The organism is Variovorax sp. LjRoot130 (assembly GCF_964253755.1).
In the GTDB taxonomy this organism is placed as follows: Bacteria; Pseudomonadota; Gammaproteobacteria; order Burkholderiales; family Burkholderiaceae_C; genus Variovorax.
This window is the reverse complement of record NZ_CAXURM020000002.1, coordinates 1582438-1603218: the sequence shown is the minus strand read 5'-3', so window position 1 is coordinate 1603218 and position 20781 is coordinate 1582438. Positions and strand designations below refer to the sequence as shown.

General features: G+C 65.5%; 19 protein-coding genes. 9 read left to right on the top strand and 10 right to left on the bottom strand.

Annotation, left to right across the window (positions count from 1 at the left end):
- Positions 1-344: 344 nt before the first annotated feature.
- Positions 345-662 (bottom strand): hypothetical protein, encoded by a 318-nt coding sequence (locus ACSQ86_RS37550; RefSeq protein ID WP_436307547.1) that lies wholly within the window; start codon positions 660-662, stop codon positions 345-347.
- Positions 663-1257: 595 nt separating this feature from the next.
- Between ACSQ86_RS37550 and ACSQ86_RS37545 the strand changes: the two genes are divergently transcribed.
- A complete protein-coding gene (locus tag ACSQ86_RS37545; RefSeq protein ID WP_436307548.1) occupies positions 1258-1866 on the top strand; it encodes a DUF4337 domain-containing protein in 609 nt (202 codons plus the stop codon).
- A 251-nt stretch (positions 1867-2117) separates the two neighbouring features.
- Here ACSQ86_RS37545 and ACSQ86_RS37540 read toward each other — a convergent pair whose 3' ends face one another.
- From ACSQ86_RS37540 to ACSQ86_RS37510, 7 genes are all read right to left on the bottom strand, one after another.
- Positions 2118-2993, bottom strand: a complete 876-nt coding sequence (locus ACSQ86_RS37540) for a transglutaminase-like domain-containing protein (protein WP_436307549.1) — start codon at positions 2991-2993, stop codon at positions 2118-2120.
- 832 nt (positions 2994-3825) lie between these two features.
- Positions 3826-4284: a helix-turn-helix domain-containing protein gene (locus ACSQ86_RS37535; protein WP_436307550.1), complete on the bottom strand. Its 459-nt coding sequence runs from the start codon at positions 4282-4284 to the stop codon at positions 3826-3828.
- Between the two features lie 16 nt (positions 4285-4300).
- On the bottom strand, positions 4301-5326 hold the full coding sequence (locus ACSQ86_RS37530; protein ID WP_436307551.1) for a Bug family tripartite tricarboxylate transporter substrate binding protein: 1026 nt from the start codon (positions 5324-5326) through the stop codon (positions 4301-4303).
- Positions 5327-5357: 31 nt separating this feature from the next.
- Complete coding sequence (locus ACSQ86_RS37525; RefSeq protein ID WP_436307552.1) at positions 5358-6401, bottom strand: membrane dipeptidase; 1044 nt, start codon at positions 6399-6401, stop codon at positions 5358-5360.
- 29 nt (positions 6402-6430) lie between these two features.
- The gene (locus tag ACSQ86_RS37520; protein ID WP_436307553.1) at positions 6431-7612 is read right to left on the bottom strand and encodes an NAD(P)/FAD-dependent oxidoreductase; all 1182 of its coding nucleotides are present in this window, start codon (positions 7610-7612) and stop codon (positions 6431-6433) included.
- Positions 7605-8996: an FAD-dependent oxidoreductase gene (locus ACSQ86_RS37515; protein ID WP_436307554.1), complete on the bottom strand. Its 1392-nt coding sequence runs from the start codon at positions 8994-8996 to the stop codon at positions 7605-7607. Before ACSQ86_RS37515 ends, ACSQ86_RS37520 begins: the two co-directional genes overlap by 8 nt.
- Positions 8978-9289 (bottom strand): (2Fe-2S)-binding protein, encoded by a 312-nt coding sequence (locus ACSQ86_RS37510; protein ID WP_436307555.1) that lies wholly within the window; start codon positions 9287-9289, stop codon positions 8978-8980. The genes ACSQ86_RS37515 and ACSQ86_RS37510 overlap by 19 nt, the downstream gene beginning before the upstream one ends.
- Before the next feature lie 118 nt (positions 9290-9407).
- Between ACSQ86_RS37510 and ACSQ86_RS37505 the strand changes: the two genes are divergently transcribed.
- From ACSQ86_RS37505 to ACSQ86_RS37480, 6 genes are all read left to right on the top strand, one after another.
- Positions 9408-10301: a LysR family transcriptional regulator gene (locus ACSQ86_RS37505; RefSeq protein ID WP_436307771.1), complete on the top strand. Its 894-nt coding sequence runs from the start codon at positions 9408-9410 to the stop codon at positions 10299-10301.
- A gap of 156 nt (positions 10302-10457) precedes the next feature.
- A complete protein-coding gene (locus tag ACSQ86_RS37500; protein WP_436310878.1) occupies positions 10458-11495 on the top strand; it encodes an ABC transporter substrate-binding protein in 1038 nt (345 codons plus the stop codon).
- Between the two features lie 7 nt (positions 11496-11502).
- Complete coding sequence (locus ACSQ86_RS37495) at positions 11503-12618, top strand: ABC transporter ATP-binding protein (protein ID WP_436310877.1); 1116 nt, start codon at positions 11503-11505, stop codon at positions 12616-12618.
- Entirely contained in the window at positions 12615-13526 is a 912-nt protein-coding gene (locus tag ACSQ86_RS37490) for an ABC transporter permease (protein WP_436307556.1), read from the top strand. The genes ACSQ86_RS37495 and ACSQ86_RS37490 overlap by 4 nt, the downstream gene beginning before the upstream one ends.
- 6 nt (positions 13527-13532) lie before the next feature.
- A complete protein-coding gene (locus tag ACSQ86_RS37485) occupies positions 13533-14339 on the top strand; it encodes an ABC transporter permease (protein ID WP_436307557.1) in 807 nt (268 codons plus the stop codon).
- A complete protein-coding gene (locus tag ACSQ86_RS37480) occupies positions 14339-15616 on the top strand; it encodes an NAD(P)/FAD-dependent oxidoreductase (RefSeq protein ID WP_436307558.1) in 1278 nt (425 codons plus the stop codon). Before ACSQ86_RS37485 ends, ACSQ86_RS37480 begins: the two co-directional genes overlap by 1 nt.
- Positions 15617-15807: 191 nt before the next feature.
- Here the strand turns inward: ACSQ86_RS37480 and ACSQ86_RS37475 are convergent, their stop codons facing one another.
- A complete protein-coding gene (locus ACSQ86_RS37475; RefSeq protein ID WP_436307559.1) occupies positions 15808-17625 on the bottom strand; it encodes a winged helix-turn-helix domain-containing tetratricopeptide repeat protein in 1818 nt (605 codons plus the stop codon).
- 163 nt (positions 17626-17788) lie between these two features.
- Here ACSQ86_RS37475 and ACSQ86_RS37470 point away from each other — a divergent pair, with 163 nt between their 5' ends.
- Positions 17789-18901 (top strand): substrate-binding protein, encoded by a 1113-nt coding sequence (locus ACSQ86_RS37470; protein ID WP_436307560.1) that lies wholly within the window; start codon positions 17789-17791, stop codon positions 18899-18901.
- 130 nt (positions 18902-19031) lie between these two features.
- On the opposite strand, the gene ACSQ86_RS37465 is transcribed toward ACSQ86_RS37470, so the two are convergent.
- Positions 19032-20015 (bottom strand): IS5 family transposase, encoded by a 984-nt coding sequence (locus tag ACSQ86_RS37465; protein ID WP_436306994.1) that lies wholly within the window; start codon positions 20013-20015, stop codon positions 19032-19034.
- Positions 20016-20106: 91 nt separating this feature from the next.
- Between ACSQ86_RS37465 and ACSQ86_RS37460 the strand changes: the two genes are divergently transcribed.
- Positions 20107-20781 (top strand): glutathione S-transferase family protein, encoded by a 675-nt coding sequence (locus ACSQ86_RS37460; RefSeq protein ID WP_436307561.1) that lies wholly within the window; start codon positions 20107-20109, stop codon positions 20779-20781.

Here is a 20781-nt window from a genome sequence, read left to right as displayed (position 1 = left end):
GATGCAGTTGGGCTACACCCCTGGACGCATGCGCGTCGTGATGTGACGCTCTCGAAGCGATCGTGCCGATCGCTCGAACGGGGTGCTCGAAGGCGCGGCGCCGAATGCGTTTGCTTAATTGTTAAGCAGCCCAACCCCCATACGCCATACGCACCTACCAGGTGCCCGGCAACCCGCACGGTTGCTCGATTGTTCGGTGTTACTTGCTCGGCAAGAGGTCACACCGATCGGGCGCAAGGCCGCATGCAGCCTTGACCCTGAGGTGTTACCGGCTTCCTGGGGGCGTTCGTCGGTACTCACGGCTACAGCTGCCAGCGCGGGGACTGCGGTGCATCGTGTGCGCGCTATGGCTGCTGCGCCAGTTGCTCCATGGCCTGGCGCACGGTCAGGATGGCGATGCCCTGAAACTGCCCGAGCGTGAGCAAATGCCGATCGCCCGAGACGATGAGCCTGGAGCGTGCGGCCAAGGCGGCGGCCGGCACGACATCGTCGTCGGGGTCATCCTTGATGGTGGGCGCGATCGTGGCCGGGCGAACCAGGCTCGCCAGCGTGGCGTAGCCATGCACGAGTTGTTCCAGCGTGAGGCCGGAGGCGGCGATCTTGTTGGCGAACTTGTGGCGCGCGAGGATGCCACTGAGCTCCTGCAGCCGTCCGGTCGGCAATCGCCTGCTTCAGCAGCGCCAGCGCGGCCTCCGCGTCCAGAGACGCCTTCAGCGGATCCCAGTATCGGGGTTCGTAGGCCTGGAAAGGCAGGTCGTTGGCCGGTTCCGAGGCAGCGTCTCGATCCTGGTCGATAGCGAAATCGCCGATACGCACGGCCTTGGTTAGCATCATGCGCATGACATCCGGCAGTTCCATGCCGCGCTCAGCCGCCATCCGATGCGCTTTCTCCTCGATGTCGCGATTGATGCGGAAACGGATGAGGCGGCTGTCCATAGCGATGCAGGTTATAGCAGCCAGCGCCGATCCGCTCCCCGGGGCTTCGGCAGGAGAGCGCAGTGGCGGCTATTCACGGACGCCTTGCAACGCAGCAGCGGTCACGCGTCATTGGCTTCAGATGCGGGGCTTTGACAGGTCGCCAACGCCGGACCTTCGCGGTCGAGGGAGAAAACGCGGCCCAAGTGCTTCTCGACGAGCGGTCCTGCGACGAAGTACTTGTTCAATAAAAAGCGACAAAAAGTGCGTGCGTGTTCTCGGCGCGCGCTAGACGTCGCTCGGCGCCGTCATACTCGCCTTCCTACGACAACGAGGAAATTTATGTCAGCAGGCGGTTTTCACGTGCATGGCCCGCACGACCACGAACTCGAGCACGCTAGTGCGCATGGCCCCTCTGAATCAACTTCTACAGAAAAGCCTGGCCGCAGGAACATGACCAGCCAAATCGCCGTATGCACTGCTGTCATCGCCACAGTGGGAGCGATCTTTGCGTACATGGGAGGTCTAACTCAAGCCAACGCGGGCCTCTACAAGAACAACGCTGGCATGAAGAAGACCGAGGCTTCAAACCAATGGAACTACTTTCAGTCGAAGAGCACGAAGCAGTCGCTCGCTGAGTTCGCCAGGGACATGTCGCCCGATGACCGCAAGCAAGGCTGGCAGACGAAGGTTTCGCGGTATGAACAAGAAAAAGCTGAGATATTGCTCGTCGCGCAGAAGCTTGAGGCAGACGCAACCGATTGGGACCAAAAATCGGAGGCGCAAATGCACCAGCACCATCGTTGGGCGCAAGCGACCACTGCGCTACAGGTCTCCATCGCTTTGGCTGCCATGGCGTTGCTCACAAGGAGAAAGTGGTTGGAGTGGGGGATGCTCGCAGTTGCAGGCGTTGGCCTGGTCGTTGGCGCTCTAGGAGCAATGCACATTTGAACGTTGCGCGAGCCTCGCGATAGCCCTCTACGTGGGGCTTTGGGCCGGAAGCTCAAAGAGAACGAACTGCTGCAGTCGGGCCGACTGTGGCCGCATAGGACCCAAAGAGCTGGCTGTTCACGATTCTCGAATGATGCTGTTCGGCGGCGCACGAACCGAACAGCAACGCGGGATCGCAGCTCTGGCCGGGCGACGACGGCTGGATGCTGCCGCGCACGTCCCATTTCGCGATGATGCAGATGAAGCGCGGGTCAGTTCGCGCCCAATAAAGGATTGGTCGACCGCAGATCCGATTTCGCCTGGGCGTCAACAGGCAGGCCGGCTGCGACTTCGTCGGCCCAGACCTTGAAGCCCTCGAGCGTGTTCGGGCCGAACGTTGTGGATAGCGCGACATCGCAGGCGTCGCGCCCGCGTGCAATCAGCACGCGGCCGATACGCGGTGTGTTGTTGCGCGCGTCGAAGGTGTACCAGCGGTCGCCGAGATAAGCCTCGAACCAGCCCGCGAAGTCCATTGTCCCGTATGGTGGCTCAGTGCCAACATCGCCAAGATAGCCGGTGCAATAGCGCGCCGGTATGTTCATGCAGCGGCAGAATGCGATCGCCAGGTGAGCGTAGTCACGGCACACGCCGTGGCCTTCCTTATAGGCGTCCAAGGCGGTGCGCGTTCGGCGCGCGTGCTGGTAGCCGAACTCGATGTGTCGGTGCACGAAATCGCAGATCGCCTGCACGCGCGCCCAGCCGGTCGGGCTCGAGCCGAACCGCTGCCACGCAATCTCGGAGAGCTGGTCGGTCTCGCAATAGCGGCTGCCGATGAGGTAGACCAGCGTCGATTCCGGGAGCTGTTCGACCGGCGTCTGCGTGGCCCAAGGAGCAACAACATCAGGCGCGCCGGTGTCGTTGACCAGCGCATCAGTGCTGAGGACGAAGCGGCCTTGCGGCGCGACGATGCGACTGCACCAGTTGCCGAACAGATCGCGGTATGCGGTGATAGGCACCGAGGGACTCGTCACGAGGTAATCAGGCCGCACCAGATCGGACGCACGCGAATGGTGGACGCTCAATGCCAGGATCATCGGCGTCGGCTGTGGGAACTGATACGCCATCTCGAAACCAACGCGGATCTGCATGCTCGCTCCTGTTGCTTCTCTGTTCGCACGCAACCGACGTGCCACCATCGCTGACTATCGCCGGTTCGCCTGCCGATGCCGATGACCTGATTCTCCTCCCATGGCGGATCCGATGGCCTAGCCAATACGACAGTCTTTCCAGCGGGTGCTACGTCGGTTCACGGAAGTGATAGCGCCGATGTGTTGAGCCGGGTGCTGCACCAGTTGCGCCGGATGGAGGAGTGCGAGGCGTGGTGTAGCGCGACACGACGCGCTGCTACCTCGCGGCCGACGCGTACCTGGACGAACGTCTCGCTATGCTGGCCAGCGACGCGTGAAGGAGGTCCATATGACGCTTTGCCCGATTGCCATAGCCGTCGGCTGCAAGAAATGTCCGGCATTCTCGATCTGCCCCTTGAAAGGCGTGATCGCTCCGCCGAAAGTGCCGGTGAGCTCTTCCGAGATTGTCACACCTAAAAAGCTAGGAAGATCAACAGCTTGCGCGCAGAGGTTTCACAGTTGCGCGACCCCGTTCTTCGAAGTTAAGGCTGCGGTGCCCCCCGTCTTGAACGGCTGCTAACTGAAGATCCGAACAGGCGTTGTGGGCCCTAAATGGGCCTACATCGGACGCCGAAACCGCCGGAAACCGGCCGTTGGATCCGCAGCAGCTTTGTACCGCGCAACTTCGAAAAGGCGACAGGTGCAACTTTGAAGGCGAAGCTCGTAAGCCGTTGATTTTGTTGGGCAAGCGAGTGTGACAATCCCGGAGGGACTCTGCCGTCCGCGTCAGGATGGTCGAGAGATTCGAATTGACCGCTCAAAGGATTGTCAATCACCCGCAAGAATGGCTGTGTCAATGAGTCTCGAGTCCCTGAGTTGGCGCACTCTGCGCGCGCAGTTGCGACAGGTATTGGCCGGGGGTCATTCCGCACACGTTCTTGAAATGACGCGACAGATGACTCTGGTCGTAGAACCCTGTCTCGCCAGCCACAACGGCCGGCGCCACGCCGGCGCGCAGCAAGGCCTTGACCCGCTCGATCCTGACGTGACAGATATAGCGGTGCGGCGGCAGGCCGAACTGGCGATGAAAGACTCGGATGAATCGGCAGACGCTGAGGCAGGCGATCGAAGCCAGTTGTTCAAGGCGCAGCGGCTGGCAGGCGTTGTGCTCGATGTAGGCAAGGACCTGGGCGAGCGGCGCCGATACGGCTGTGGGCAGACCGGCGGCTGCATAGGGCAGCGATTCGCCGCTGACTTGGACGGATTGGACGCGATCCGGCAGGTCGCTGCCGTGCGATTCGAGTAGATGCATGGGAGAGCCGAACGAACTAGACGGAGATCTGGGCTTCCTTCACCATGACTTTCCACCGTTCGACTTCCTGCTTCATGAACATGTTCACCTGCGGGAGCGACATGTCCGGCATCAAGGGTGTTCCCTGTTCCTCGAACTGCTTCACCAGGGCGGCATTCTTCCGGCCCGCCGCGATTCCCTCATGCAGACGGGTCACGATGTCCGCAGGTGCGCCGGCGGGTGCCCAGAGACCGCTCCAGGTGGTTGTGTCCAGTTCCTGGTGCAGCATCTCGCTCAAGGTCGGGATCTCCGATGCGACCGAGAGGCGCTTGCTGCCGGTCGCGGCAAGGGCGCGCAGCCTGCCGGAGCGCACGAGAGGACCGACGACGGACCAGGGATCGACGGCGAAGGTGAGCCGGCCCGCCACGACCTCCGCCATGACGCCTTGCGATCCCTGTTTGAACGGTACGTGCAGGAGGTTGGGGACGCCCAGGCGGTTCGCGATCAGCTTGCATGTGATGTGGCTGTTCGCCCCCACCCCGTTGGAGCCGTAGCTGTGCCGATCCGGAGCCGCCTTGACGCGGTCGGCGAGGTCCTGGAAGGAGCGGATGTCGCTGTCGCCGCTGACCACAAGGAGAGTCGGGACGGTGGTCGTCACCGCGACGGGCAGGAAATCGCGAGTGGGCTGATAGGCGAGGTCCTGGTAGATCAAGGGCGCGATCGCCCAGGTGGTGGCCGTGCTGTAGAGAAGCGTGTACCCATCGGGCGTCGACCGTGCGACCGCCGTGGCTCCGATGTTGCCTCCCGCCCCCGCGCGGTTGTCGACGATGACCGAAGCGCCGCCTAGCTGCCTGCCGATCACTTCGCCCCAGCTCCGCGCGGCGATGTCCGTACTGCTGCCTGGGGCGAACGGGACGATCATCCTGATCGCGCGGCTGGGATAGCGATCTTGCGCCATCGCGTGTCCGGACCAAAGCGCGCTGCTTGCCGCCAGCGGCAGGCTGGCCAGGGAGCCCAGAAAAACTCTGCGCGTGGAATGCGCGGGTGTGGCGGCGACGCTCATGGAAGGCTCCGGTGAATTGTGGGGACGCGGATCAGCCGCAGAACTTGCGCATGGCGCGCAGCCAGCTGCCGCCGAGAAGCGCCTTGACGTCGCTTTCCGAATAGCCGCGGTCGAACAAACCCTGGGTGAGGTTCGGCAGCTTGCGGACCGACTCGACGCCGATCGGGTAGGACTGGCGTCCGAACGCCGACAGGGGACCGAAGATGTCCGGACGGCGGGTGCGCCAGGTCACGACGCTGGGCGGGGCGACGACGGTCGCGGACTCCTGGAACGACTCGACATAGTCCATGCCGATGCCGACGTGGTCGACCCCGACGAGCTTCACGTAGTGGTCGATGTGGTTGAGCAGGTCGTCCAGCGTCGGCGTGTCGTCGGACAGCGATTGCGGCAGCCCGCAAACGCCGACCGTGCCGCCCTTGGCGGCCATCGCCTTGACCGTGGCGTCGGTGGTGTTGCGGCCATTGGGGCGCAGCTGGTCGCTGTTCGAGTGCGTGCAGACCGGAGCCCGCGACAGCGCGGTCGCCTCGGCACGGGTGCGGTGGCCGCAGTGCGACAGGTCCAGCATCAGCGGCAGCGTGTTCGCCAGCGCGATCAGCTCTTCGCCGAGGTAGGTCAGGCCGGCGTCGCGCTTCTCGCCGCAGCCGTCTCCAAGCGCGTTCGAGGTGGTGTAGGCCAGGCCGAGGAAACGCAGCCCCAGACGAGTCATGGTTTCGAGGCGCCAGAACTGGTCCGGATCCTCGATCATGCTGGCGCCCTGGGTGCCGATCACGATGCCGAGCTTGCCCTTTTCCTTGGCGGCGACCACGTCGTCGGCGGTGGTGCACAGCGTGAGAAGGGGGTTCTTGTCGATCTTGGTCAGGTAGCGTTCGAAGTTGTGCAGGGTCTTGTCCCAGTTCTCCTCCAGCGCGAAGGTGACGTTGGCGGCGTTGACGCCGCCTTCGAGGCAGCGACGCGTGAACTTCTCATCGAGCACATAGGAGATTGCGAGGCCGTCGAAGACCAGGCTGCTCTGGTGGACGCGGCGGGCGCGCTCATCGACGACGAGGTCTTCTGCGGGGTGGGCGGTCACGGACATGGGAGGTCTCCAGGAACTGTCGGTAAGGATCAGGCGGTTGCGGACGCAGCAGCCCGGCGGGTGGATGGGGCGGTAGCGGGGGAGGCCGCGAACCGCTGGATGTGGAATGGTTCGATCGGCGTCATGGTGGCGCCGGTATCGATGAGCTCGGCCATCACGTCGCCGACCCCGGGGCCGAGCTGGAAGCCATGGCCGCAGAAACCGAAGGCGTAGAACAGGCCGCTGACCCGGCCGCTGGGGCCCATGACCGGCAGCTCGTCGCGCATGTACCCCTCGATGCCGCTCCAGGTGCGCAGAACCTGCAGCTTGCCCAGCACCGGCGCCAGGCGCCGGAGCTCGCGCAGCTGGCGCAGGATGTTCTCCGGCAGCACATAGGCGCGTCGGAGCTCCGGGTATGCCGGTCCCCGCAACCCGCCGCCGAATACGATGTTTCCGCGCTTGACCTGGCGGAAGTAGACGACCTCGTGCGCCACCTTGGTGGAGACGCCGACGACCGGGACGATGCCGTAGGGCAAGGGCTCGGTGACACCCATGCTGGGTCCGTGCGGCGTCAGCGGGACCGGCTCGCCGAACGCGGCGGACAACTTGTCACCCCACGCGCCGGCGCAGATCAGTGCGGCCGGCGCGCGGAAGCACCGGCCGTCGGCCGCCTGCACCCGGAAGTCCTCGCCGTCCTTGTCGATCGCCAGCACCTCGCAGTTCTCGATCACCTGGGCGCCTGCGCGTGCCGCGGCACGGCCGAACGCGGGTGCCGCCAGCCGGGGGTTGGCATGGCCGTCGTTCGGCGAATAGGAGCCGCAGATGACCTCGGTGCCGAAGAACGGGAAGCGGCGGCGGAACGCACTGCCCCCGATCAGCTCGAGGTCCAGGCCCCAGCCGCGCGCGTCCTTGGCGTATTTCTCCACCACCGCCGCCTGCGCCTCGTCATAGACGCCCCGCACATGGCCGGTGACGAGGAATTCGGCGTCGTCGCCCAGCAGTTCCTTCATCTGGCCCCAGATGGCCCGTGAGCGATGGGCCAGCGGCAGTTGCGGCAGGTAGCGGCCCTGCCGGCGCACGTTCCCGAAGTTGACGCCGCTGGCCTGCTGGCCGACCAGACCGCGCTCCAGCAGGATCACCGAGCGGCCGCGCTTGCGCAGGAAGAATGCGCTGGCGGCGCCCATGAGGCCGCCGCCGACGACGATGACATCGGCCTTCAGAACTTCAGACATCGACGGCCCCGGGATTCTCGAGCGCCGCCATCGGCAGCGGTTTCACGGGTCCCTGCCCGCGCAGTCGGCCGACCATTTCGATCGGCACGCCGGCGGCGTGCGCCACGACCTCGGCCGCCGCGTGGCCGCAAAAGCGGCCCTGGCAGCGGCCCATGCCGACCCGGCTGAAGGCCTTGGCCCGATTCATTTCACTGCCGCCCATCTCGTTGACCACGCGGCGCAGTTCACCGGCCGTGATCGTTTCACAGCGGCAGACGACCGCCGAATCCGGCAGGGCCGCGGCGTGCGCGTGGGGCCACGGAAACGCCTTGACCAGCCCGCGCCGAAAGCGATCCATCTTCACCAGCGTCCGTCGCAGCGCAGGCATCGGGTCCGGGGAGACGTGTTGGCCCAAATCGGACAGCACTGCCAGCGCCGCCAGGCGGCCGCTGGCTTCGGCACCATCGGCGCCCAGAATGCGGGCACCATCGCCGGCAAGGTAGACCCCGGCGGTGGTGCTGCGCCCGTCTCCGTCGATCTGCGGCAGCCATTGGCGCGACTCGGTGTCGAACCTGAATTCGCAGCGCGCCAGATCGGCAAGCTGGCTTTCCGCGCGCAGGTGGTAGCCCAACGCCACGGCGTCGCAATCGAAATGCCGTTCGCTGCCGTTTGCATCCAGCACCGTGACACCCTGGACACCGGCTGCCGCCGCACCGGTGATGCACAAGGGCGTGATGCCGCTGTGCACCGCGACACCGGCCTTGCGCAGGACGCGCTCCAGCGCCACGCCCCTGCGCAGCAAGCCTGGCCGGGCAGCAAGTGCAGGCAAGGCACGAACCCGCTGTGAAAACCGCGAGGTGTCGAGCACGGCAAGCACCGCGGCACCGGCCTGGACATACTGCGACGCGACTAGGTACAGCAGCGGTCCGGTCCCCATGAAGACGACCCGTCTTCCGATGGCGCAGGCCTGCGACTTCAGCGCGATCTGCGATGCGCCCAGGCTGTAGCAGCCGGCGAGGTTCCAGCCCTCCACCGGCATCAGCCGGTCGGTGGCGCCGCTGCAGACGACAAGCGCATCGAATGGCAGCGCGGCCGTTCGGGTGCCACCGTGCACCACGTGCAGCGTGTTGGCCGTCACGTTCCAGGCCAGCGTTTCGGGCCGGTAATCCACCTTGGAGCGAATCGCCTCGAAGCTGCGGTGCAGGTCTTCCGCCTTGGTGGCCTCGCTGCCGTAGAGCTTGGCATAGGGTCGGGTAAAGCCTTCGGGCTGGCGCCGGTAGATCTGGCCTCCGTCACGCCGGCCTTCGTCGACGACGGTCGGCGACAGGCCTGCCGCAACCAGCGTCTGTGCGCAGCGCACGCCAGCCGGGCCGGTGCCCACGACGATCACGCGTGGTTGGGCCATGTCGCCTCCGGCGGTTCGGTGGTGATGCGCAGACCTTCGCGCACCACGGTGGTACAGGCGCGCAGCCGTCCACCGTCTTCGGTCAAGACCCAGCAGTCCTGGCAGGCCCCCATCAGGCAGAAGCCGGAGCGCACGCCGTCGCCGAATTCGGAGTGCCGCAGGTGACCAACGCTGCCCAGCAGTGCGACCAGCAGGGTGTCACCTTCGAGCGCGACGAGTGGTCTTCCGTCGGCCTCGAGCCGCACCGGCGCACGCGCCGTTTCGGCCAGGCGGATGAAGCGGCCGATCGTCATTCGCTGATTCCGCCGCAGCGGTGCATGAGTGGATTCATGCCGGCAATTCTGGAGAGGAGGCTCGGCCCGCGCCAATATCAAGTGTTTGGAAATACCAAACCTTTGGTTATGCTTGCGCATGAACGCCCGTCAGCTCGAAGTGTTTCGCGCCGTCATGCGCAACCGGTCCCTGACCGCCGCCGCCGAAGCGCTGCATGTGTCCCAGCCGGCGGTGAGCAAGCTGCTGCGGCACTTCGAAACCCAGATCGGATACACCCTGTTCGAGCGCCTGGGTGGCCGGCTGGTGCCGACCGCGGAGGCCCAGCTGCTCTACCGCGACGCCGACAGGATCTTTCGCGAGATCGAGATCCTCAGGGGCTTGTCGGACCGCATCCGCGACAAGCAGCTGGGATTGCTGCGGGTCGGCGCGAGCGCGCCGCCGACCTTCGCCTTGCTCCCTTACGCCACGGAGCGCTTCCGCCAGCGCAATCCCGGGCTGCGCGTCGTGCTGCAGACGCTGTCTGCGGAGGCGATCGACGAACACATCATGCTTGGCGACATCGACCTTGGCGTGACCATGCGCTGGTCGGCCGAGGCGCAGCTACGGTGCGAGTCCCTGGGCAAGGCGGGCATCGTGGCGCTGATGCGACCCGACTCGCCGCTGGCGGGACTCAGCATCGTGACCCCCGCGGACTTGGTCGGGCAGCCCTTGATCAGCTACAGCGCGCAAACGCCTGCGGGCAAGTTGCTGGACCAGGCATTCCGGGAGGCGGGCGTGCAGCCACAGGTGCAGATCGAAGTGTCCCTGTCGATCGCCGCCCTCCCGCTGGTCCAGCATGGCCTCGGGATTGCATTGGTGGACGGGCTGGTTCCGTGGCGCGACTTCGGCGATCTGGTGGTTCGACCTTTCCAGCCGGACGTGCTCTTGGAAATCGTGCTGTCACGCAGTGCGCTGCGGCCGCAGACACGATTCGGGCGCGAGTACGCGCGAGACCTGCGCGCCGCCGTCGCGGCGTTGTCAAGACGGACTTGACCTGACCTGCCGCGGCGCAACCTCGGCAATTTCGTCCAATACCCGGACCGATCACAGCCCTTATGGTTGTCCGGACGGATGACCGTCATCCGCGCGGAGAGGCCTGTGTGCAGACCCGCAGTGCCCCACCGAGTCGTACTTCAGGAGTCATTGTCCATGTCCCGTTTCACGAAATCAGTTGCCGCCGGCGGCGCCTGCCTGCTGCTGCTGCACGGCGCCGCGGCGTTGTCGCAGACCGTCGTTTACGCCACCGACGGTGGAAAGCTGCTCGACGCGCAGAAGAAGACGATCATCTCCGCGGCGGAGGACAAGGCTAAGGTGCGCATCACGGTCGAAGCGAACGCCGACCGCTATCCGGTCGTCAAGGCCAGCGTCGGCATGAACAATCCGCAATGGGACGTCGTCGACATCGGCGCCGGTTACTGCCTGCGAGGCGTCGATGACGGAATGTGGGAGAAGATCGACTACAGCCAGATTCCGAACGCGAAGGACGTCGACGCGCGCTTCAACAGCCCGTATTTCGTCGGCTTCTATGGCTATTCCACCCTGATAGCCTACAACAACAAGAAGTTTCCGAATGGCGGCCCCAAGAGCTGGGCGGATTTCTGGGACGTCAAGAAATTCCCCGGCAAGCGTGCCTTGCGCAACTACGCCAGGCCGACGCTGGAAATCGCGCTGCTGGCGGACGGCGTGCCCTCCGACAAGCTGTATCCGCTGGATGTCGAGCGCGCCTACAAGAAGCTTGAGGAGATCAAGCCCAACATCGCCGTGTGGTGGACCTCCGGCGCGCAATCACATCAGCTCCTGCTGGACGGCGAGGTCGACATGATCGCGCTATGGGACGGCCGCGCCGACGCCGCCAAGTCCGATGGCGCGGACGTGAGCTTCAGCTACGACGGCGGCATCCTGGAGAACACCTGTCTCGCGGTGCTGAAGGGCGCGAAGAACAGGGACAACGCGATGCGGGCGATCAACGCCCTGCTCGATCCCAAGGCGCAGTCCGAGCTGGCAAGCATTTACAAGACCGGTCCCCTCAACAGCAAGCTGGTGAACTACATGGATCCGAAGCGCTCGGCCCAGCTCGCGACCTCGCCGGACAACATCCGCAAGCAGACCCTACTGAACACGCAGTGGTGGAGTTCCGCCCAGGGCCAAGCTGCTGAAGGCCGGTGGTTGGCTTTCGTGCAGAAGTGAGCCGGCCATGACTCGTCCAGGCGCAGGCTTCGAAACCGTATCGATCCGATCCCTGACCAAGGAGTACGGTCCGACGAAGGCGCTGGACGGCGTGTCGCTGGACGTGCGGGAGGGCGAGTTCGTCTCGCTGCTCGGTCCCTCCGGTTCCGGCAAGACGACGCTGCTCAATATCCTGGGCGGCTTCGACAGGCCGACGTCCGGCCAGGTGTTCTTCGGGTCGACCGACGTCACGCTGCTGCAGCCGCACCTGCGCAACATCGGCATGGTGTTCCAGAACTACGCCTTGTTCCCCCACATGACCGTGGAAAGCAACATCGCATATCCCTTGCGCGCCCGCAACACAGGGTCTGCCGAGATCGCCCGGCGGGTGGCCGATGCGCTCTCCCTGGTCGAACTTGCAGGTTACCAAGGCCGCAAGATCGGTCAGTTGTCAGGAGGGCAGAAGCAGCGCGTGGCGCTGGCGCGGGCCCTCGTTTTCGATCCCACGCTGATCCTGCTGGACGAGCCGCTCTCGGCCCTCGACAAGCAGCTGCGCGAAACCATGCAGATCGAACTGCGGCAGCTGCATGCCAAGCTTGGGGCCACCATGATCTACGTGACGCATGACCAGCGCGAGGCGCTGACGATGAGCGATCGCATCGCGGTGATGCGAAGCGGAAGGATCGAGCAGTTGGGCACGCCCACGGAGCTGTACAACTTTCCCCGGAACGATTTCGTGGCGAGCTTCGTCGGCGAATCGACGCTGGTGCCGTTGCGGCGCTCGGAAGACGGGTCGGTGTCGCTCGGCATGTCGCGGCTGCGCACGGGGCGGCCTGTTCCGCAGGACGGTCCCGTGGCCTTGGCGGTGCATGCGGAGAAGCTGATCCTCGATGCCTCCGTCGGGGGAGAGGATTGGAACCGCTTCGACGGATCCGTCGATGACGTCATCTACCAGGGCGAGAGCGTGAAGATCTCGGTGCGCCTCGACGACGGAACGTCGGTCGGGCTGCGCCAGCATTGCCACCACCGCAACATGAGCTCGCTGCCGCGGGTCGGGGCGCGGGTGACGGTGGCGCTTCACGTCCAGGACACCATCCTCGTGCGCCGCGCCGCGCTTCCCGGCCCGCAGGCGCTTGCCGCATGAGCCCGGCCATCGACACCTTTCCACCGGTCCTCTGCCGATCCGACAACGCGGCGGACCTGGCGCGCGCCGGCCGGCGCGAGCAGTGGGGATTGTTCGCCCTGGTGCTGCCGGCCGCGGCGTTCGTGGTCGCGTTGATGGTCATCCCGCTGGCCTGGCTGTTCTGGCAGTCGGTCACCGACCAGGCCGGTGCGCTGACCCTGATGAATTACGTACGGATCTTCACGGAAGAAGGGACGCTTGCAACGTTCCAGCGGACCTTCGTCGCAAGCCTCGCCGTCACCGCGATTTGCGTGGTGCTGGGATATCCGGTTGCATTCCTGGCGGCGGTCAGCAGGCCGCGCACGGCCACCATCATCATGGTGCTGGTTCTGATCCCGTTCTGGACCAGTGTGCTGGTGCGAACCTACGCCTGGCTGGTGCTGCTGCAGCGCACGGGGCTGGTCAACCAGTTCCTCACGTGGGCTGGCGTGGTGGAGTCCCCTCTTGCGCTGGTGCACAACCTCACCGGATCCATCATCGGCATGGTCCACATCATGCTTCCCTTCGTCGTCCTGACGCTGTACAGCAGCCTGACGCAGATCCCGCCCGACTTCGGACGCGCCGCCGCCAGCCTGGGCGCGCGTCCGGGCCGCGTGTTCCGGACGGTGATCCTTCCGCTGTCGCTTCCCGGGCTGGTGGCGGGCAGCGTGTTCGTGTTCGTGCTGTCGCTTGGCTTCTACATCACGCCGGAGCTGCTCGGCGGCGGGCGAACCGTCATGGTCTCGATGCTGGTCCAGCGCAATATCGATCTGTACTTCCAGTTCGGTTCGGCCAGCGCGGTGGCTTTCGTCCTTCTCGGCGCCACGCTGCTGATCCTGTGGCTGGGCGACCGGGTCGTTCCTCTGGGCAAGATCCTGGCGGATCGGTGAGACACAATGATCCTGCTCGAACGTTCGCACCGCATCGTGATCGCATCGGCGGTCGCCCTGATCCTGTTGTTCCTCACGATCCCGGTGCTGATCATCCTTCCGGTCTCCTTCGGAGACAGCGCTTCGTTGCGCTTTCCGCCGCCGGGCTGGTCGGTGCGCTGGTACCAGGCGTTCTTGGGATCGCGCCAGTGGCTGGCCGCCGCTTCCACCTCCTTCGAGATCGCGACGCTGACGATGCTGATCGCGGTGCCGATCGGAACCGCGGCCAGCTATGGCCTCATGACCTGCGGGATGGCCAGAGCGCGTTACGCCTACGTCCTGCTGATGACGCCGATGATCGTCCCGATCATCATCATCGGCGTCGGCGTGTTCGCTGTCTTCAGCAAGATGGGGCTGGTCGGAAGCATGGGGGCTTTGGTCCTCGCCCACGTGCTGTTGGCGATCCCCTATGTGCTACTCACCGCCGGTGCCGGACTGCGCTCTTTCGACATGAACCAGGAAATGGCGGCGCGCAGCTTGGGCGTCAACCGGGCGAAAGCCTTCATCACGGTCACCCTGCCGCAGATCCGTACCAGCATGTTCGTGGCTGCAGTCTTCAGTTTCCTGTCATCGCTGGATGAAGTCGTCGTTGCGCTGTTCATCGCGCGCGGAGAAACCACGACCCTGACACGTGAGATGTTCCTGTCGATCCGCGAGCAGGTCGATCCCACTATTGCGGCGGTGAGTTCGATCTTGGTGTCGATGACCGTGCTGCTGGCAGCGCTTGCCTACGCCTCGCAGCAGCGCTCCGCACGGCGGACGCACGCCGCGTGATGAAGCTGGCGTCCTACTGGACCGACACGGCAGCGCAATTCGAAGGGCTCGACCCGCGCGGCCTCGATGCCCGGGCCGATGTTGCGATCATCGGCGGTGGCTTCACCGGACTGTCGGCAGCGCTGGCATTGACACGCAAGGGGGCGACGGTGGTCGTCCTCGAGGCCGGGCGCGTGGCGGGTGAGGCGTCAGGGCGCAACGGCGGCCACTGCAACAACGGACTGCCCCATGACTTCAGCGTCGTGGCGCGGCAACTTGGGCTGGAGCAGGCGCGCGCGCTCTACCATGCCTACGACAGCGCAGTGGACTGCGTCGAGCGGTTGGTGCGGGACGAAGGGATCGAATGCGACTTCCGGCGCAACGGCAAGATCAAGCTCGCAGCCAAGCCGCACCATTTTGCCAAGCTGGAGAAGGCATACGCCCTGCTGCAGCGCCATGTCGACCCGGATACGTCGCTGGTGGGCCCGGAAGTGATCGCGAGCGAGGTCGGGTCAGAGCTCTTCTACGGCGGGCTGGTGATGCACAAGAGTGCCCAGATGCACATGGGCCGTTTCGGCGCGGGACTCGCCGCAGCGGCGCAGCGCAGCGGCGCGCGCATCTTCCAGAACACCGCGGTCATCGGACTGGCACGCCTGTCGGGCAATGCATTCCGGGTGCAGACCGCTCACGACACCGTTGAGGCTGACCAAGTGCTCGTGGCGACGGGTCCGTCGCGACACGGGCCATTCGGTTATTTCCGCCGCCGCATCGTTCCGATCGGCAGCTTCGTCGTGACAACCGAGCCGCTGTCCGAAACGCTGGTGGCGTCAATCATGCCGGGCGGCCGGAATGCGACGACAACGAAGAATGTCGGCCACTATTTCCGGCTGACGCCCGACAACCGGCTGGTCTTCGGCGGTCGGGCCCGCTTCGCGCTGTCAAGCCCGGCATCCGACGCCAAGAGCGGTGCCGTGCTCGAACGCAACATGAAAGTCCTGTTTCCCCAGTTGCGCGACACGCGCATCGACTATTGCTGGGGCGGCGTCGTCGACATGACCGCCGACCGCCTGCCGCGGGCAGGTGAGGTGAAGGGGCTGCACTACGCAATGGGCTTCAGCGGCAGCGGAACCCAGATGTCGGTGTACATGGGGCAGAACATGGCTCGGGCCATCAACGGCGAGCCGGAGGCCAATCCACTGCGCAGACTGCAGTGGCCTCCCATTCCCGGCCATCTCGGGCCACCCTGGTTCCTGCCATTCGTGGGCGCGTACTACCGATGGTTGGACCTGGTCAGCTGACGCCACAAGACTGCCGCTCCATCGCCATGCCTTGCGGCAGGAATCAAGCCGACATTGGATTGGGCTGCAGCCCCAGAGAGGGCCGGCCGCGCAAATCTGAACACGCTGCAAGTGGATGGGCTGCTCAGCCCGGCATGACAAGTGCAGTGCGAATGAGCAGAAGAGCGCGCCGGACCCACGTCGTTGCGCCGTCAAAACCCGAAGATCTCCCTAGGCACACCCTTCGCCCATTCACACTCTTGCCGAAAATCGTAGGGTACCTCGTCCGCGCAATCGGGCCACTGACCGCTGGCGAGCCAAAACTCCACCAGTCCCAGACGCGCGCACAGCCGCGGGAAGCGTGGGTCGTTGCGCAGCTCGGGCATGCTGGCCTGGAACAGCAGCGCGGTGCGGTAGCCGTCGGGGCCCATGATGTCGATGCTGGCCCCCACAGGGCCCAGGCGGGCGCCCTCGGCAGCACGGAAGGCCTCGTCGACCAGGCCCAGGTGCGCGGCATAGACCAGGCGCGCCACATCCACACCGCCGGTGATCATCACGTGCGCCTCGAACTCGCTGCGCCAGGCGCCGATGTGCTCAGGCGTCGGGTCGCGCTTGGCGCGGACGAAAGGGATGGTGTCCTGGAACTCGCGCAGCGGGCGCGTGGCCGCGAGCGCGAGCAGGCGATCGACCGCCGCCCAATCCTGCAGGAAGGCATGGGCCCGCAGCAAGCTCGAGATCGGAAAGCTCATGTCGGGGATGCGCGCCACGAGGTCTTCGTACACGGGCACCGCCTCGGCGACCTGCCCCGTGGCCATGCGGGCCAGCGCCACCAGGTTGGCCGACATCGGATCGAGCATGTCCAGGCGGTAGATGCGTTCGGCCTCGTCGAGGCTCGCACGCAGGCGGCCGGTCAGGCGCAGCAGCCAGCTGATGTAGCGCCGGCCGGCGCCCGAGCCGGGCGCCTGGCGCAGACGCTCGAGGAACTCCTCGGCTTCGACGAACCGGCCGAAGGGCGGCATCACGAAGCATCGCGCGACGAGGGCGTCGTTGTTCTGCGCGTCGAGCGCCAGCGCGTGCGAGGCCTCGCGAACCACGTGCCCGGCGCTGGCTGCACGCTCGGCAAATGGCAGGTACATGTGCAGGAAGCTGCGCACGTAGGCGAGCCTCCCCCAGGCCTCGGCGAAATGCGGTGCGCGCTGCGTCACCACCTCGAGCACGCCGACGCTGGTGCGCAGCTCGTCCGGGGCATAGGACTTAGGGCTGGATCGCAGGTAGAGGTCATAGACCGCAGGATCGACTGCGCGCGTCGCAACACCGAAGAAACCGTGGTCGAGCGCGCGCGCGATGCTTTCGGCGATGTCGTCCTGGACCTCGAAGATGCCTTCCAGCGCACGGTCATAGTGGTCGGACCACAGCGTCGTGCCGGACGCGGCCTCTATCAGGTGGGCGCTGATGCGTACCTGGCCGGCCGCGCGGCGGATCGAGCCGTCGAGCACGTAGGCGCAGTTCAGGCGTTGCGCCGCCTCGGCCTTTCGTTCGCCACGGAACTGGAAGCTCGTGGTGCGGCTGATCACCCGCAGCTGGGTGCCACGCGCGAGGCGTTGGATGATCTCCTCGCTGACGCCGTCGGAGAAGAACTGCATCTCGGGCTCGTTCGACAGGTTGTCGAAGGCGAGCACGGCGATCACGGGGCGCTCGCGCGGCGATGACGGCTCGGCCGGTGAGGCGGGAGCGTCGTCGTCCAGCAAGGGCAGCGTGAACCGGTAGCCGCGCCCCGCCACGGTGGCGATGGCGTCCGGCCCGAGAACCTTGCGCAGCGACGAGATCTGCACGGTGAGGTTGTTCTCCTCGACCACCGTGCCAGGCCAGACCCGCGCCAGCAGCTCGTCCTTGGCGACCACGCGGTCGCGCAGCTCGATCAGCGCCAGCAGCAAGTCGAACGCGCGTCCACCGAGCGAGACCGGCTGGCCATGGGACAGCAGGCGGCGCTCGGCCGGCCGCACTTCGAACCCCTTCGCCTTGAAGACCAAGACCTGAGCGCCTCTCTTGCTTGTCGGCCCCGATTGTCGGGCCACGCGGCGGGCTTTAGCAACGTTTCACATCGCTTAAAGACGCGGCCGCCCCCCGGCGCGCACAGTGCCTACACCCCGCGACAGGGCCGTACCCATCCACCATCCGCTAGGAGATCCCATCGTGAGCCAAGCATCCATCAAGATCGGCCTCGTCACCGACCAGACCGGCCCACTGTCCTTCCTCGGCATTGCCAACGCCAACCTCGCCCGCCTGGTGGTCGACGAGATCAACGCCGGCGGCGGTCTGCTCGGGCGGCGCATCGAGCTGATCATCGAAGACAGCGCCACCGACGACAAGGTGGCCGCCGCCAAGGCCGCCAAGCTGGTTCAGGGCGATCGCGTGGACGTGATCTTCGGCGGCATCTACAGCTCCACCCGGCAGGCGATCAAGGGCCCGGCCGTCGTGCAGGGCAAGAAGCTCTACATCTACCCGGAGCAGTACGAAGGCGAGGAGAGCGACCCGCTCATCTTCTGCACCGGCCCCGTGCCGGCACAACAGGTCGATTCGCTGATCCCCTGGTTGATGAAGCACACCGATGCGCGCCGGTTCTACCTCCCGTCGGCTGACTACATCTGGCCGCACGTGATGAACAAGCGGGTGCGTGCCGCGGTCACCGCGCACGGCGGCTCGATCGTCGGCGAGGAGTATTTCCCCGTCGATCACGCGGACTACCGCGGCACGGTCGACAAGATCATGTCCAGCGGCGCGCAGGTGGTCTTCAACACCACGGTGCCGCCCGGCGTGACGCCGTTCCTGCGGCAGCTGTACGAGGCCGGCTTCACGAAGCGCGGCGGCCGGATCGTCTGCCCCTACTTCGAGGAGAATCTTGCGAGCCTGCTGCCGGCCGAGCATGTCGAGGGGCTCTACAGCTGCCTCGACTACTACCAGGCCGTCAGCGACCCATTCAGCACGGCGCTGCTGCGCCGCTACGACGCGCGATTTCCGGGCAGCGCCAAGTTCACCGCCGGCAGCGCCAGCACGGGGCTGTATCGCGGGCTGAAGCTCTGGGAGGCGGCCGTGCGGGAGGCCGGCACGCTTGATCAGGCGGCGGTGATCCGCGCACTCGACCACGCGCGCATCGCCGAAGGACCGGGCGGGGCCGCCGAAATGGTGCCCGGCCAGCATCACCTGCGGCTTACCATGTACGTCGGCCAGGTGCAGGCCGGGCAGATGAAGGTCATTGAGAACCTCGGCGTGATCGATCCCAACGAGCGCGTGCAGAGCGCGCAATGAGCTAGGGAGATGCTGATCAATGAACGACGCCGTCGGATCTGTGGGCATCACGAAGCGATGCGGTCGATTTCACGCCGTGAGGGTCGACCCGCGGTGCGTTTCGCGCCTCTTGCGAGGCCACTTTCGGCGTTCAAGACGCACCTCGGGCATGAGCGGCCAACAGCGACCTCTTGGCGATGACCAGATTGGCCAGCCCGAACAGGCTGAACAGCTGCGCCTCGTTCTTCGCGAGGCCCTTGTAGCGGGTCTTCTTGTGACGAAACAGGTTCTTGATCACATGGAACGGATGCTCGACCTTGGCCCGCACGCTCGCCTTCAGCTGCTCGGCCTTGTCCAGCAGGCGCGCCCACTTGCGCGTCAGGTCCAGCTGCCGGCGCTTGCCCGGCTGCATCGCCACGTGCCACTGCGGGCCTTGCGCTTCTTCGCGCTTGTGCACGCCTCGGTAGCCGGCATCGCCGAAGGCCACCGACTCCTGGCCGTGCAGCAGCGCACCGGCTTGTGTCACGTCGTTGACGTTGGCCGCCGTGGCGACCACCGTGTGCACGAGGCCCGATTGGGCATCCACACCGATGTGCGCTTTCATGCCGAAGTGCCAGGCCTTTCCCTTCTTCGTCTGGTGCATCTCGGGATCGCGCGTATTGCCCTCGTTCTTAGTCGAGCTGGGCGCGGCGATGATGGTCGCGTCCACGATGGTGCCCGCGCGCATCAGAAGGCCCTGTTCGGCAAGATGAGCGTTGATCTCCTCGAACAGGGCCTTGGTGAGGTCGTTGTCCAGCAGCAGTCGCCTGAACTTCAGCAGCGTGGTGGCGTCGGGCACCGACTCGCGCGACAAGTCAATGCCCACGAAGTCGCGCAGCGCCTGGCTGTCGTACAGCGCATCTTCCAGCGCTTCGTCGGCCAGCCCGTACCACTGCTGGAGGCAGTACATGCGCAGCATCCGGGGAACACCGATCGGCTGGCGACCGACGCGCCCGCTCGTGGGGTACAGCGGCTCGATCACGGCGATCAAACGAGACCACGGCACGACGCGCTCCATGTCGGCCAGAAACTTCTCGCGGCGCGTGCGCTTCTTCTTCATCGCGTACTCGGCGCTGGCAAAACTGCGTTGGTTCATCTCGGTGGTGCTGTGAGTTGCTCTGTCTTCACGCATGCACGGGCCGTGCCCGCCGCGACCTATTGATCAGCGTTTCCCTAGGAGACCTGAGATGAAGCTCTACTACCACCCCGCTTCCACCGCGAGCAGGCCCGTACTGCTCTTCGCTGCGGAGAGCGGTATCGATCTCGACCTGAAGGTGGTCGACATCTTCAAGGGCGAGCACCTGCAGCCGGCCTATCGTGCGCTCAACCCGAATGCGCTGGTGCCGATGCTGGAGGACGGTGATTTCCGCCTCACCGAGAGCTCGGCGATCCTGAAATACCTGGCCGACAAGATCGACTCGCCGCTGTACCCCAAGGGCCTGCAGCAGCGGGCCCGCGTCAACGAGCGCATGGACTGGTTCAACACCCAACTGAGCCGCGACTACTGCTTCGGCCTGGTGTTCGCCCAGCTGCTGCCGCACCACAAGCGGCGCAGCGACGAGGCGCAGGCCGGCACGGTGCAGTGGGGCCAGGAGCGCTCGAAGGTGTGGCTGCAAGTCCTCAACGACCACATCCTCGGCCCCGGGCACAACTACGTGTGCGGGGATGCGATCAGCATCGCGGACCATTTCGGCGCCGGACTGCTCACCTTGGGCGAAGTGATCGGTTGCGATTTCACGGCCTATCCCTACGTGCAGGGCTGGCTGGCGCGCATCAAGGCGCTGAAGAGCTGGAAGTCGGTGAACGCCACGCTCGACGGGGTCACCGCCGCGCACAAGGGCGAGTCGTTCGTGACCGTGTGA